At 38.0% G+C, this 16,394-nt stretch carries 6 protein-coding genes and 1 pseudogene; all 7 read right to left on the bottom strand.

Features of this window, described 5'->3' with window-relative positions:
- Positions 1-20: 20 nt before the first annotated feature.
- Complete coding sequence (locus BACCELL_RS10705; protein WP_007211787.1) at positions 21-2,618, bottom strand: beta-mannosidase; 2,598 nt, start codon at positions 2,616-2,618, stop codon at positions 21-23.
- Positions 2,615-5,314 carry a glycoside hydrolase family 2 protein gene (locus tag BACCELL_RS10700; RefSeq protein ID WP_007211786.1) on the bottom strand — a complete coding sequence of 900 codons (2,700 nt, stop codon included), beginning with the start codon at positions 5,312-5,314 and terminating at the stop codon, positions 2,615-2,617. The genes BACCELL_RS10705 and BACCELL_RS10700 overlap by 4 nt, the downstream gene beginning before the upstream one ends.
- A gap of 11 nt (positions 5,315-5,325) precedes the next feature.
- Positions 5,326-7,401 (bottom strand): polysaccharide lyase family 8 super-sandwich domain-containing protein, encoded by a 2,076-nt coding sequence (locus BACCELL_RS10695; RefSeq protein ID WP_022209440.1) that lies wholly within the window; start codon positions 7,399-7,401, stop codon positions 5,326-5,328.
- Between the two features lie 2 nt (positions 7,402-7,403).
- Positions 7,404-8,810 carry a glycosyl hydrolase family 79 C-terminal domain-containing protein gene (locus tag BACCELL_RS10690; RefSeq protein WP_007211784.1) on the bottom strand — a complete coding sequence of 469 codons (1,407 nt, stop codon included), beginning with the start codon at positions 8,808-8,810 and terminating at the stop codon, positions 7,404-7,406.
- 15 nt (positions 8,811-8,825) lie between these two features.
- Positions 8,826-11,489 (bottom strand): polysaccharide lyase family 8 super-sandwich domain-containing protein, encoded by a 2,664-nt coding sequence (locus BACCELL_RS10685; protein ID WP_007211783.1) that lies wholly within the window; start codon positions 11,487-11,489, stop codon positions 8,826-8,828.
- A gap of 76 nt (positions 11,490-11,565) precedes the next feature.
- A pseudogene (locus BACCELL_RS10680) lies at positions 11,566-13,291 on the bottom strand (RagB/SusD family nutrient uptake outer membrane protein).
- 20 nt (positions 13,292-13,311) lie between these two features.
- Positions 13,312-16,386: a SusC/RagA family TonB-linked outer membrane protein gene (locus BACCELL_RS10675; RefSeq protein ID WP_007219261.1), complete on the bottom strand. Its 3,075-nt coding sequence runs from the start codon at positions 16,384-16,386 to the stop codon at positions 13,312-13,314.
- Positions 16,387-16,394: the final 8 nt, after the last annotated feature.

The following is a 16,394-nucleotide window of genomic DNA, read 5'->3' as shown; positions in this document are numbered from 1 at the left end:
TTATATCTTAAATTTATATTCTATTGTTTCACTGCATCCGAGAAAGAAACGACCTGTAGCCTTTCGGCAAACTGCAACGAAGGTAGTTCAGTAGTCACTTTAACCGTAACCGTTTCACCAGGCAAAATATCCATATAATTGTCGGATATGAAATTGTCAATATCCCCTTGGAGTGACAAGAAAACGCCTCTTGCAAACACATCACAAGACAGAGTTACCTCATACCCTCCTTCAGTCGGTACAAAGTCTTTATTAATCCGAGCTGCCGCATAACGCATATCTTTTTGCTTCGCCAAAAAATAATTATTAGTATACTTTTTTCCTGTTTTATCCTCATAAAGAACGTGTACGACGACGTCTTCTTTTTTCTCTCCATTCAATAACCCATCCACAGCTTCCTTCCATATAACTGTACTTGTATTAGCCGGAACAGTTATCTGTTTCTTGAATTCTTTCACCACTCCGTTACCATCCAATCTGAGCACACAGACTGTTAATTTACCAGAAGTACTCTTTAGCCTGTCTGATACCATATATATCTGCAACGTGTTTTCCTTTTCTATTGGCGATACCAATAAATCAGCGAAAGACTTTACCGTAAAATAATGCTGCGCCTTCCAACGTCCGTAATAGTCGCGACTAGACCAGGATGCCACCGGCCAGCAGTCATTATGCTGCCATACCAACGATCCCATACAATAGGGCATATCCCTCCGATGTGCCTCCATAGCCATTTTCATAGCATCAGCCTGCAAAAGCTGGCTCATATAGGTAAACGAACGGAAATCTTTCGGCTGACGATATTCCGACAAAAGGAAATCATTGATACGCTTATTAGCCGCTGTTCCCCCTCGCTGATGCGACATCATTACCTCCGAAGTCAGATTCCAATCCTCTGATAAAGGTGCATACCGTTTGATCGACTCGAATTCCGGGAATGACTGAAAACCATACTCACTGAAAAAACGGCTTCGCTCATGATTAAATTCGGAAAGGGGTTTCAGCCCTTGCCAAACTGCCCAATAGTGCATATCGCCCACCGTATGATTGCGCGTCCCTTTGTCATCAGAATAAGGAGATGATTTACGGTAACAAGCACCCGGATGGAATTCTTCTACCACAGCCGGCAACGTCACAAAATACTGATTCTTGAACTGTTTCCATATAATATCCGAATAAGCAGGATTCTGTTTGTCATATGTCTTTTTCCAATTCCAGTTGAACCAAGCATCCAAACATTCATTATTCCCACACCAAAGGGCTATACAACTATGGTTACGCAAGCGTCGTACATTATCAATGGCTTCCCTGCGAATGTTTTCCAGCAATTCGCCTTCAGCAGGAAATACACTGCACGCAAACATAAAGTCCTGCCAGATTAAAATGCCGTATTTATCACACAAATCATAAAAGATATCTTTCTCATAAACTCCACCACCCCACACTCGTAGCATATTCATATTTGCACTGACTGCATCCCGGATCGTTTTTTCATAAATGGAGTCGGTAACACGAGTCAGAAAGTTATCACAAGGAATATAATTCGCACCTTTGGCAAACAAGGGTTTTCCATTTAGTTCAAAATAAAAGCTTTCACCATATTCGTCAGGAGTCGTTACCACTTTCAATGAGCGGATACCCAGTTTCTTCTCTGTTACATCTACTTGCTTACCATTCAGTTCCAGTGTTGCTGCAAAGTCGTATAAGAAAGGTTCGCCCAAACCATTAGTCCACCATAACCGTGGCTTCTTCATGGTAAAAGATACCGGAATTTTATTCAAACCTTTATTCAAACGAATCAATTTCCGGCACTCGGTACGCTTATCCGTACGATTAATCACAGCTACCTTTGCTTCTGTCTCCTTATCTGCCAATACTTCCACCGTGACATTCACTATGGCCCGTTGGGCTGTCACCGACTGCTGGTTATAAAAAACATCATTTATACGAGCCTCATCCCATGCTTCCAGACTAACGGTCCTCCAGATACCCGAAGTAACCAAACGAGGTCCCCAGTCCCAACCAAAATGATAACCCGCTTTACGAACAAACACTCCGATCTTGCGGTTGAGCAAACCTCCATTCTCAGACTGGTCATTCGAACTGCGATACTGGAAAGGAACAGCTTCCCATTTCGGCATAGCTATCTTAATAGGAGAATGCAAATAAACCTGCAATTCATTACCATGCTCTTTTAAGAGAGAACGGACATCCACCTGCCATTCACAAAACATATTATCAGCAGAAAGAATCTTCTTTCCGTTCAATGTTACATCAGCATAAGTATCCAATCCCTCAAAATGCAGCACAATATTCTTCTTTGCCAGCAACTCAGGGGTTACATCAAACGTCGTCCGGTAAATCCAGTCTTCTTTATCCACCCACTGCACACCGCGCTCATTGAGCCTGTAAAAAGGATCATCTATCAGTTTGTTATCCATCAAGTCTGTATGAACTGTTCCAGGAACAGTGGCTTCATACCAGTTAGTACCCCTCGCCTGCCGAAAATTCCATCCTTCATGCAAGTGCTGACGAACAGGCTGCGCATTGATTGCTGTAAACAGAAAGAGCAGATTCAATAAGGCTATCCAAGTTCTTGTCTTTACTTTTGTATTCATTTGTTTATTTGTTTACGGTCTACATTCCATCCTTTCACCACTATCACCGGTTTTTCAATTATCTTTTCTGCATTCGTTTCGATAACTACAAATTTACTCTCACCCGGCATCAAAGAAAAGAAATTATCTGTATAAAAAGAAGGGCGAATAGGTTTCAAATCCTGATTGAGGAATTGCAACTGGTTGAAAAAGGCGATAGAACCGGACACATTTTTCACTGTAACATCCACGAAATACTTACCTTCGCTCTTTCTTATCTTATAAGTAGACTTCAATTTGGCTTTTTTCAATTGAGACAATGTTTCAAAACCTGAAGAAGTAGGTCCGGTCAACGTTTCCTTACCTTCATACTTATCATTGGAACGCCAGTAAAAATTGGATGAGACTTCCTTGCCTTTCTCATCTTTCAATCTCAACTTAATAAAATGTACCTGTGAAATATCTTCTGGAAAGCGAATGGTCAATACATCATTTGCCACACCATCCAAAGGAAGGTCAACCTTTACTGACTTTTCGAATACCTTTTTACTATTGATATCATAAACCTGAGCCACAACCGTATAACCTTCAAATTCCTGATAATAATCATTCACCACCGATACCGTATTCTTCAGATAATCAAATTGTGCATGCAAAGGTTCCAAAGCATTAGCTGTATGATAAAGTGAAGCTGTTGGTTCCAACGACCAATCCCACATACGGGCACAGACCTGACGAACCGGGCAATTATGATACCAGAAAAGTAAACCGGAACAGAAACGGTCACCATAATCAAGTTTATTATAATTCCATACTTCCCAAATACTTTTTGAGTTCATGGCACCCACAAACTGCCCCTTCTGTGCAAACTCATCAATAGAAGAAGATTGCCCATAATTATTAACCAAGTCAGCATACATGGTAGACATCAGATGGAATCCATTCCCATCCAGATAATCCCAAACCTCTTTATTAATAGGCCACAAATCTTTTTCGTCCATCATTTCCCGGAGAATTTCTACCGTAGGAAGTGTCGGAGCACCATATTCGGGATTAAAACCATCCACACGGCTACCTCTCGCAGAAGCCGTGTTTTCATAATGTTGCATCGGATTCACCTGTTTATATGGACTTCCATCATGTACACCTGCACATTCCGATTGCATCTGATAGCCACGTGTCCCATCAAGTAGTTTCAGCAGTTCAGGCGTACCGCTAACTTCAGAACTCTCATTCGACGCTACATAATAAGCCAGAGCCGGATGATTGCGGATACGTTTCACAGTAGAAGCCACGTTGTTTAGGTACACACTCTTATCCTGTGGATGGCGTGTATCTCCCGTCATCCAGAATTCTTGCCAAATCAATAACCCCAGTTCGTCACAAAGCTGGTAAAAGTAATCAGATTCAGCTATACCGCCCCCCCAAAGGCGGATCAAGTTGATACCTGCCTGCCGGGTGTATCTCAACTCAGCATAGGTACGTTCATCCGAAGTTCGTAACATTCCCTCAGGAATCCAGTTTGTACCACGGATAAAAATACGTTTACCGTTCACATAGAATACACGTGATTTATCGGGAGTATTTGTATCAGAAGTTATATCACGAATACCAAACCGGGTTTTAACAGAGTCACAGACAGCGCCTTTTACGCTTACTGTCAGTTTCAGTTCATACAAGTTCTGAGGACCTTTATTGACCGGCCACCACAAGCGTGGGTTACGGATAGTAAGTTGAGGGAATTCTTCCGGAGTGAAAGTCACATTTTTTTCCTCACCACGTAATATGCTGAAAGGCTTTTCTACAACAATATTTTCTCCCACTATTTCTCCTCTGACCACTCCGCTAATCGTATCCATCGAATGAAACGGATCAATAATTTCAACGGATATGGTTTCACGAGCGACATCATACCCCGGCTTCTGTAGTTCTGACTTCACAAATGGATGACGCAATGCCAATATCCCTGTGCTATATATAGATATACTTTTCCAAATACCCGTATTGCGGTCACGAATACCATCCATAAAGGTAAAATCCCATCCAATACTCATAAGCATAGTAGTATTCAAACCGATGTTTCCATTACCCCCATTATGATATTCACCTACAGCTCCCCAAGACTTTGGCATAGTAGTCCCCGGCACATCTACCGGATAGACTTTGACAGCAAGAACATTCTTATTGCCTACTTTTACAAAATCTGTTATATTAATGTAGTCATTAACAAACATTCCATTGATCGTACTCAATAAATTACCATTCACCCATACTTCAGCCCGATAGTTGATGCCATCAGGCTGCAACCATATATTTTTTCCTGAGAAAGAAGCCGGAACCTCAAATTCCGTACGGAACCAATAAGTATAAAACTCACGACCTACTTTTGATATATCCGGTATTTTATTGGACTCTATTTTATTGTTCAGTCCATAATAGGGTTCAGGATACTTCTTATTATATACAAGAGAATTAAGCACAGTTCCCGGAACAATAGCTGACAACCAGTCACTCGTATTATATCCAAGCGACGAAACTTCCTCAGCAGATGCTTTCACGTCACTTACTTTCATCATCTTCCAGCTATATTCTCCCTGATGCATTTCATTCGAGTCCAACCAAATTCTATCGGTTGTTCTTGCATAGTTTGTATTACTGCTCTGTACGGAATATGCGACAGATAAAAATAGAAGCAAAAAAATGGATAACTTATTCATGAACGTCCTTATTAATGTTTTTCTGTAATATGTTTTATTACTGAACTACCGGAATAATCACCAGAAGGGAATACTATATTTATTTGTTCTCCATTCATACTTAATTGGAGAGACTGCTCTTTATATAGAGGATCGGCTACAGCTATTTCATATTGTTTGTCTTTCTTCTCAATGTATATTATAACTTTCTTATTGACTGCTACCACTAAATCCTCTGCAAACCGTATTTCACCCGGCTCATAAAAGACGGCAGCATACTGTCTCTTATTCTCATTGGAAATCGCTTGTATCTGTTCAGAGTTAACTATAATCTTAATTTCATTCTCAAACTTCTTATCTGTAAAATAAGAAAGAGGTTTATCAGGCATTATAATATAACAGTAATCCTCATGCTGCGGAGTAGTACCATGCGAAACCCATAAGCTAAAAATCTCTTTTGTTACTGGTTTATCACTTGCTGTTACTTCAAGTTCTCTCCAAGCACCGGTTTGCTTGGCTTTTCTCAACGTTACACTCTCATTTTGCGGGAAAATATACCCTACATTATCATGGTAAGCCCAATCAATATTTTTGTCGGACAAGTTATTCGTTAACCGGTATGTATGTCCTGATAAGCCATATGTAACTTCACCATTTGCCAAACATTGATTTACTGAAGTACGAACTTCCTGAGTACGAGCCGCCTTAATGCCACTTCCCATGCATACCATAGCATCTCCCATAAAAAAGTAAGCTTTCCGAGCTTCCACGCCTTGATAAGCATGTTCATAAGCCATTACACCATTATGAGCATTGCTAACGCCTCCACCAAATTGATTCGAACCAAACAAATACCAGCGGAGATCGGCAGTCGACTGATTAGCAACCGCCGTTGTTCCCGGTACCCGTGTCCAATCCCAAACAACAAAGGCATCATCATATTCATGACCGGTAGTCATTATGTTAGTTGCTCCTAATGGTAGATAATAGCCTTTCAAATTCTGCCCGTTCAGCATTTCCGTACCATTTGTTCGTACGGATATGACTTTGGCAGACATATAATAATCAGAACCATGATGGGTCATAATGTTTGATTTCCAAAAATGTGTATTTCCTGGTACCGGGAAGGCTTCGCCACCAATATGCCGCTTCCATGCCTCATAATTTTCCGCATGAACGGGATCAACTTCTTTCATTAAATCTAATGTATGCGTGGACATATTGCTCAAGCAATTCGGGCGACATATCCCCCGCCCAATCGTTCCAAAATCATATGCCATTCTATATCCGAACATCTGTGTCCCTTTCAGAAAAACATCTGATACCAACTTAATCTTATCCGAAGTGAAGAACTTCATAAAAGATGTTTTATTAGCTAAAGTAATATACTCTGCCAAGTCGGACAGTAGTGACATTCCATATCCACCCGAATAAAGCTGAGGACGGTGCTGATGAATACTATTATCTCTTTTCATTCCTTCATCATCTTTCTCTTCTACATATATGGTAGAAGCAATGGAAGAAAATCCTTTGGCAATTAACTCATAATCATCTTCTATACAGCCTTTATGTATCAAGACTGCAGATACCCATGTTCTATTCTTTCCTTTATGGGCCATATTATCTGTCTTATCAACCAGATAAGAAGAAAGTCTCGTCACATCTTCTCTTTTCAACTCTTTCTTCAGCAAAAGAAGAGGAATCATATATTGGGAAGGAGCACCGATGTCCCGGTACCACCAATTTCCAGAATCTGGATTAGCTATCCGGAAATAATCTAACCCAAGAATTATTTTCTTTCGCAATTCCTGCTCATGAAATAATTTATTTCCGGGTTTACTATAAGCCAATGCCATGTTCTTTAATCTCTTGAGATGACGCTCTGCATCGAAATAGAAAGTCACTGTCTTATAATCAATATCTTTCCAGCTACCATCAGTTTGCATAACAGCCAAATCCTTTTCTGCTTGAGAAACGTCTACCGAATCCGACAAATATTCTTCCAACAATCTATTATATAAAATCTCTATATCTTTCTGTTTCTCTACAGCATAGCCGTATTCTCCCCAAAAGCATAGCACCAGACATATAAGTAGTAACCTTTTCATAATCATTCTTTATCTATAATCATCACCGCTGCGCTCATTGCCGGAACGGAGACTTTAACATATTCATTTTGTGGTTGATATTTCTCTCTCATATTTAGTTGAAAACTTCCATCAGCTTCTACTTCGGCATCGGCAAAACGTATTCCAGATGAAGAAATCGGAGACGGTGCTGTAAGTCTAAGCAACTGAACCGAAGCAGGGGTGTCATTCAGCCGAACTGTGAAGGAAATATCATCTTCACTTTTATTTAAAAGTGTAACTTTCAATGTTTTGCCATTGACACAAGCATATACGCTGCTGTTAGGAACAGAAGGTGAAATCACAGAAGGAACAATATTACCACCTTCACTTCCATATTTAAAAGCAAGCATTGCATAATAGATAGGACGAGGAGTAGGAATTCCTTTCTCATCCACTACAATAGGTGCATACTTACTAACACTACCACCATGAAAATTTACTCCCACCCCATTATTCAAAGCCACACTCCACATATAGTCTAACGCCCATAAAGCAGAAGCAAAAACATTGCTCACTCCTATTTTTCCACCTTGAGAGACTGTATTACATTCTGCCATACGATAAGTAATTCCGTGTTTTTGACATAAAAAATTCAATACTTGCAAATAACCTGATAAATGATTATCCGGTTCCAATATAGTTTTCCAATTTACTGTAGCATTCTTACCTGGTGAATTGTAATGATGTCCGGTCATCAAACTTATTCTGGAAGAGTAACTGTTCAAGAAAGACTCAAACCAACGGATATCCCCAGCAACTGCTGGCCCTGCTATAGTAATGTCAGGTAATCTCTCTTTTATCTTCGTATAATGTAGAAACCATTCTTTTTCATAATCGCTTATTGCATAATTTACAGGACGCAGATGTTTGTAATATAAATCAGGTTCATTACCTATCTGAAGAGCATAAAGAGCATTCTTTAATCGTTTTGCTACATATACAGCTTCATCCGAGTTTTTCTCAGGATTATTCTCTCCCAGATTCAGTCCCCAGATAACCTTCCATCCAGTTAAATCTACAAATTTTGAAAAAGTATCTACATCTGTAGTAGTTAAAGAATCCTTCCTCATATAATCAATGCGTGGCATACCTGTCCATGAAATCTTATCACTGCTATTTCCTCCTAATCGTAAAACGCCATTTCCTAAATTCTTCATCATTTGAATCAATACAAGATTATCAGGATGCAGATAACGGGAGTTATCGGTCAACTGAGACATTTCATAGCTAAATCCCAAAAAGTCAGAAGGTATGATGGTATGTAACCGATAATCGGAAAGTACAGTAACAGTAACAGGTACTTCTTTTTCACCTTTTATATCCAGCCCCAATACAACAGGTGTTCGGATAAAAAGGAGTACAACTATAATGAAGTGCAACTTCTTCATATATCTATAATTTTATTATTTTTCGGTAAAAACATCTACAACACTACTTCCTACATAATCGCCCACAGGCAAAGTAAAAATAATATTGCTACCTTGTTCTGTTATGGTAACCCCGCTCTTCTCTATCATCTTTTTATTTAGAGTTAACGTTACATTTGCTTGTGTATATGTAGGATCTGACACAGCAATAGTATAAGTGTTACCTTTTTTTTCTATAAAGACAATAGAAGGTTTATCAGATGATATTACTAAACCATCGTCCATCTTTGTACTGGCGCTTTTATAAAAAACAAATCCATACTTATTGCCTTCACGTATAGCCTGAACCGAACCATCATTTTGTGCAATATAAAGATCTATTTGCTCAGCTAAATCCCGAAATGCATCTATAGACTTATCTGGTACAACAATATATTGATAACTGGCATTCTCCGGATTAAGTCCGTGATTTATCCAGACACTAAAAACATTCTTATCTATAAGCCCCGATTCTCCTGTAGCATTGATATCTTTCCAAGAACCTGCTTGAGGCATATTTTGTATAGTAACATTATCTGTTCCTCTAAAAATATACCCTGTGTTATTATGATATACCCATTTCAATTGCTTCAATTGCATATTACTGTTTGATGACAGTTGCTTTTCTTGCCCATCATTATAAATAACCTCACCATTCAATAAATTCTGTTCTACAGAAGTCAGAACATTATCATTCTGAACATAGGAAATATCACTGCCTATACAGAACATCATATTATCAAAGAAAAAATATGCTTTATTAGCTTGCAATTCATTGTATTTACCCTTATAAGCAATAATTCCATTTACACCATCACTAACGCCTCCACCAAACTCGTTATTACCAATCTGATAACCTTCTAAAGACGTCTTATCCTGATTACCAATAGCAGTTGTACCAGGAATACGAGTCCAATCCCAGACCGGATATATATTATCATACTCCTTACCTGTTGTCATTATATTCGTAGCTCCTAAAGGAAGATTATACCCCTTTATGTTTTCATTATTCAAGGATTCTGTTCCATAAGTACGCTTTGATATTATTTTTGCGGACATATAGAAATTCTCACCATGTTGTGTCATCATATCTGATTTCCAGAAATGTTTGTTCACATTTGCTTTAGGAAAAGCGGTTCCACTATTTATATGATTTATCCATGCTCTATAAATCCCGGCATTGGCAGGATCGCCAACGACCGCCCTTTCCAAGACATCCACAGGAACTGTAGTATACTCAGACGTAGGACGTGATATATTTCGCCCTCTAGTTCCAAAATCGATAGAGTTTCGGAAACTAAGTAAAAGATGTCCCTCTAAAAGTAGTTTCTGAAATATTTCTTTCTTTTCAAGAGTAAATTCATTTGCAAACTGAGTATCAACAGACATTTCCATAAATTTTGAAACGTCATCGGTCAGCGACATTCCATATCCTCCCGAATAAATCTGGGCATGATGTTGATGGAAACTGCCATCTATTTTAATCCCCTCTTTCCCTTGTTCTGAAACAATTGACAATGTGGAAGCAATCGCCTTAAAAGCATGTTGTACTGTTGAATAATTATCCTCAGCACACCCTTTGTGCATTGCGATTTCAGCAATCCACGATAAATTCTTACCACCTCCTATATAACTTTCAATCTTATCTTTCAAATATGCTGCTGCCACAAGCATATTTTCATGTGAAATATGTCCCTTCAATAACAGAAGTGGTATCATATAAGCTTGAGGGGCACCGATATCATTATACCACCAATTATCCGAACAGGAAGGTGCCTTTTTCTTAAAACATAACAACCCCTTTTCTATTTGTTGTAACAATGTAGCATTATTGAAAAATTTGCTTTCAGGATGCTTGTAGTTTAATGCCATAGCTTTTAATCTGTTAAGATGACCATTCGGTTTCCAGCCATCAGCAGATATTTGATCATTATAGTCAATATCCGTCCATGAACCATCTGCCTGCATTGACTTTGAGAAGCTTTCAATATTCTTATCATCTGGTATATCACTCAAGTAACTAGCAATCAATCGCTCTGTAATTGTATCAAGAGCTTTTTGTTCCTCAGGTGTATTGGTATACTCTATATTATCCTCATTGTAAATTTCGATCTCGGATATTCTATACCCGCCAGTATAGCCTAATCTCCCACGTAAGACCAATTCCACGTAGCGAGCTTCTTCCTTAAAACCCTCAAATGTACTAACTGCTTTTTCTTCTACATCATTCCTGGATATAACACTTACTATTTTATCTTTTTCTTTTCCAAAATTGAGGCTATACGCATTACATCCACGTTCATCAATCCAATGCACTACTATTTTTGATACTTCTTGTACGCTCCCTAAATCAATTAGAATAGAATGTTTATATGAGTCCGCAGATTCCCAATATGTTGTTAAATCACCATCAGTCATTAAATTAGCTTTTTCAGTATTAGAGCCTGAGCCAGTTATGCTATTAATTCTGGTTTCGACGGTCTTTCCTAAAGCCAAATTGATAGATTCTTCCGTATCAGGGTCCTGATTATCTTCTTCTTTTTCAATCACATCATTATCATGACAGGAAATAACAAAAGAGGAAAACAATAAAAGAATTGCACTTCCTTTCAAAAATTTAGTCAAGTTCACGGCATTAAATGTTAGTTTTTTAATTTTCAAAAATAAAAATCTCTTTAATAAGAAGTTAGTTCAATAATGAACTAACTCCTTACATTGCATAACTATTTAGTTATAATTAGAAATATCCAGGATTCTGTTCTTCCTCATCAGAACCACGAGGATTCAGTCGGTCAATATGCTTTTGAGGAATTGGACGCAATTTGTGATACTCTTGAATATTCTTCATTGCATCAGGATTCCATTTTTTTTACATACTCAATTAATTTCTCACAACGCACCAGATCCTCCCATCTTGTATATTCACCTAAAAGCTCACGCCCTCTTTCATCCAACATAAAATCTACAAAATTCATCTTCAGGTCATCTGCCGTCACTTTTATATTTTCATAAGTAGATTCTGTATTTTCCATCTCACCACCTTCTTCTAGCCAATATTGAGGTACCTTTTTCTCGCCAGCTTTCCAGGAAGCACGTTCACGAATAATATTAATCAAATCAGCAGCTAAATTATAGTCCCCCTTACGACCTGCCGCTTCCGCAGCAATCAAATAAGTCTCGCCAAGACGCATACGTACCCATTCACGTACACCTTTTTGTTCATTTGCTGTTTCTCTTAATGGATCCTCGTATTTCAGCAAAATAGGATAATATCTGTTATTTTTACTTGGATCATTCTTATTCCATTGAAAATATTTATACTTATATGTTCTATTTTTGGGAGCATTTAAGCTATAATAGATTGCAGTATCTCCTATAGCCAAGGAAGAAGTCGCTTTATTACAATAATAGGTCCATTTAAAACTCTTATAAAAACGGGAATCATTTTTGCGGTCAAACAACTCAAACATCGTTTTATTGGTAGCACGATGAAAACGATAAGGACGACCATTAGCTATATCACGCATCATACCAGGTTGATCTTCATACCATGACCCCCAATATAAATGAGATTTGTTCCCATCTCCATTATATATCGGATCAAGAGTAAACTGAATAGAAAAGATAACCTCACTATTCCCCATATTGTTAACATCCCACAAATCTGAATAGTTATTTAACAGAGTATATTTAGAACTATCTATCACTCTTCTAGCATAGTAATAAGCACTATCCATATCAGTTGACAATTGCCCACGCTGATCAGTTATTGCACTACCACGTGTAAGATAAACTTTAGATAATAGATGAGCAGCGGCATATTTAGTAGCCTTACTTTGATCCGTACCTGTAGCTGATTCCCTGAGATGTTCTGCTGCATATCTTAAATCGCTAACAATTAGCTTATAAACATCTGCAACAGAAGAACGTTTAAAGTCTGTCTGAGGTTCTTGTATTGCTTCAGTGACCAAAGGTATCTTACCAAATTGCTGAACTAAATCGAAATAAAAGTATGCACGAAAGAAATTCATTTCAGCACCATAGCTCTCTTTCTCAGCCTCCGATATACTTGCTTCCGGCAGTGCGTCTAAGACAAGATTTGTCACTCCGATAGCTTTATAATGATTTTCCCACAAACTATACAATTTCGATTCTGTTGGTGACAAAGTTGCACTATATAAGTTATACGGATAACTTAATGCTCCCTCTGCACCTGTTATCAGGTCAGTACCTAACTCTGTAAGAACATTAGAGAACTCCCCACCAACTCCAAAACGCATATAAGCATATGTAGCATCAACAGCAGCCAGTATGCCTTGTTCTGTTTTATAAAAATCACTTGTGATACGGGGAACTTCTTTCTCAGAGAGAAAATCATCACAACCAGTATTTGTTAGGGAGGTAAACCCGCAAGCTATCGTAAGAATTATGCCGATACTTTTTCTATATTTTACAGCTTTCATTTTATTCTTATTTTATTAGTTTAAAAAGAAACATTCACACCAAATATCCAACTGCTTACACTCGGTGAAGCATAGGTTGCTGCTCCTTCCGGATCGACTCCTGTATAGTTTGTAAATACAAGAGGATTCTGGGCAGTAACATATAATCGGCAATTAGATAAAGTTGCTTTATTAACCAGATTCTTAGGCAATGTATACCCTAATGTTATCGTTTTTACACGTAAAAAATCCGATTTTTCATAATACAATGAGGACTCATACTCTATATTATCATACAGTCTGTTAGGGCGAGGATAAGCATTAGTCGGATTGTTTGGAGTCCAATAATCAAATTTCACACTATTATTACGATAGGACTGATGATTCACGCGAACTGCATTTCTCAACATTCCGCCTAAGGTTCCATAAAGAACAATATTCAGATCAAAGCCTTTATAAACAAATGTATTGCTAAGATTAAAAATATGTTTGGGACGTTTTTGTCCAAGGATCATACGATCATTGTCTGCGGTAATTTTATGATCTCCATCGATATCCAACAATTTAATCATTCCTGGTGCAAATTTGTGACCATTCTTATTATATTTTTCAATTTCAGCAAGATCCTCCGGAGAATCCTGCCAGATGCCTATTTTCTTATAATCATAATATACTCCAAGCGCTTCACCTATAAACCAGCTATTACCTATATCATCTACTTTTCCATTATACAATTCTACAATTTCTTCCTTATTAGTTGAATACATAAAGTCTGTAGACCATGTGAAATCTTTATTTTGTATATTTACCGTAGACAAACTAACCTCAATACCTTTATTTCTTGTTTTACCAACATTAGTAAGTACACTCGTATAGCCAGAGACAGCAGGTAACTGACGGTCAAGCAGCAAATCATGTGTATTTTGCAGATAAGCATCAACTGTTCCACTCAAACGTCCACGGAAAAAACTGAAATCAACCCCTACATTCCATTGCCCGGTAGTTTCCCAAGTCAATGTTTTATCCGGTAAACTAGAGGAAGTGTAACCAATAACCATATTTTCTCCATAATTATAGTACTTCTTTGATAACAATCCTTTTGTTTGATAAGGATTAATAGAAGTGTTGGCAGTTACACCATATCCAAAACGCAATTTCAAATTATCAAGTTTATCAAAATTCTTAAGAAAGTTTTCCTCATTTACTCTCCATGCTAACGAAAAAGCAGGGAAAGAAACCCATTTGTGTCCATCAGCTAGACGCGAAGAGCCATCATAACGCATTGAGAATGTAGCATAATACCTGCTTTTATAATTATAATTCAAGCGTCCCATGAAAGAAGCAAGGCTCCATACTTGATTATTACTATCATACCCTGTTATATCCAATGCTGATGCAATATCATTAAAAAGCAGATCATCCGAAGGTAAATCCTGAACAGTAGCACTTAAACTTTCGGTTCTATTACGCTGAATAGATTGCAATAAAGTAACTCCGATAGAGTGTTTTCCAAACTGCTTATCGTAAAATAACAGATTTTCAAAGGTATAAGCATAAGTTTGTTGAGTAGCATTTTTTGCCTGATTAGGATTGCCCTGTCTTGCATTTGAAGATAAGAAGGAATAATCCTGACGAGAATGAAAATCAATTCCAATATTTGCACGATACTTAAGTCCATCTAATGGAAGCTTGATTTCCCCATAATAACTACCTAAGAAACGGTTAATTTTCAAAGGATTAACCACTGCGTTAGGTTCTAAGTATTGAAGAGGATTCCACCATTGAGAATCACCTCCTGAAGTCATCAATGTAGGAACTCCATCATCATCATACAATCGTCCAAGTGGATTCACACGCCAACAATCCTGGAAGTTAGAACCTCTATTCTGTAATGAATGACTGAAGTGCGACTGTCCGCCTATCTTCAACCAATTAGTTACTTCTGCATCAACACTCAACTTTACTGTATAGCGTGAGTAATCTTGATTCTTATAAATACCTTCATTCTTGAAGTATGTAGTATTAAAAGCAAACTGCATTTTATCACCTCCTCCTCTAATGCCGAGTTGGTGATCAGTCACTATACCTGTACGTTCTACTTCGTTCCACCACAAAGCACCGGAACGTACTTTGCTGGAATCATAATTACCGTTTTCATCATAAGCCATTGCAATAGATTGCCAAGTATAATCATCACCAGTAAACGAGGGTAATGTTTTATCCAGTTCCATATTAGGCAGTGCTGAATCGTATTGTCCAGCTGCTCTATAAGCTTCACGCACATACTCCGCATATTCTGCTCCATCCATTAATTCCAACTTGTTTTGAATGGTCTGAATACCATAATAGCCATTATAGTCAACCTGCACTTTCCCTTTCTTACCTTTCTTCGTTGAGATTATGATAACTCCATTAGCACCTCTGGATCCATAAATAGCAGTAGCTGAGGCATCCTTAAGCACCTCTATTGATTCTATATCACCAGGTGCAAACAAATTAGGAGCTGTTGAAATAGGAATACCATCCACAACATACAACGGATCATTGCCTGCTTTGATAGAACGTGTACCACGAATAAGAATAGACGGAGTAGCTCCCGGAGTCCAGCTTGTGTTCTGTATCAATACACCCGGAACTTTACCCTGAATAGCCTCCGCTGCAGATAATGCCGGACTCTGCAAGAGTTTTTCAGAATCAACAGAAGTAACAGAGCCTGTCAAATCACGCTTTTTTACAGTTCCATAGCCTACAACTACAACCTCATCCAATTCTGAGGCAGCCTCAGTTAAAACAACATTCATCACCGTTTGCGTACCAATCTTTTTCTCAAGAACATTGTAACCAATATAGCTAAACTTTAAAGTCGAATTTGATGAAACATTTATTTCAAACTTTCCATCTACATCTGTTATTGTACCATTAGAAGTACCAACTTCCACTACACTGACTCCTATTAACGGTTCATTCTTCTCATCAGTGACTAATCCTTTAATATTTTTCTTTCCCTGACCATAAACAGTAAACAGAGATAAACACAACAATAGTAGGATTACAGAAAACCTTTTTCCTCCTATTTTTCGTTCACTTTTGTTTGTTAGCATAAAAATGTTTTTCATATTAATAT

The sequence above is a fragment of the Bacteroides cellulosilyticus DSM 14838 genome (assembly GCF_000158035.1).
Taxonomy (GTDB): Bacteria; Bacteroidota; Bacteroidia; order Bacteroidales; family Bacteroidaceae; genus Bacteroides; species Bacteroides cellulosilyticus.
Note: the sequence above shows the minus strand (reverse complement) of the source record. Positions and strands in the feature narration are given on the sequence as shown.

Coding starts and splice junctions, on each gene's coding strand:
- BACCELL_RS10690 (WP_007211784.1), bottom strand. CDS start 8,810: ATGAAGAAGTTGCACTTCATTATAGTTGTACTCCTTTTTATCCGAACA.
- BACCELL_RS10695 (WP_022209440.1), bottom strand. CDS start 7,401: ATGAAAAGGTTACTACTTATATGTCTGGTGCTATGCTTTTGGGGAGAA.
- BACCELL_RS10675 (WP_007219261.1), bottom strand. CDS start 16,386: ATGAAAAACATTTTTATGCTAACAAACAAAAGTGAACGAAAAATAGGA.
- BACCELL_RS10700 (WP_007211786.1), bottom strand. CDS start 5,314: ATGAATAAGTTATCCATTTTTTTGCTTCTATTTTTATCTGTCGCATAT.
- BACCELL_RS10705 (WP_007211787.1), bottom strand. CDS start 2,618: ATGAATACAAAAGTAAAGACAAGAACTTGGATAGCCTTATTGAATCTG.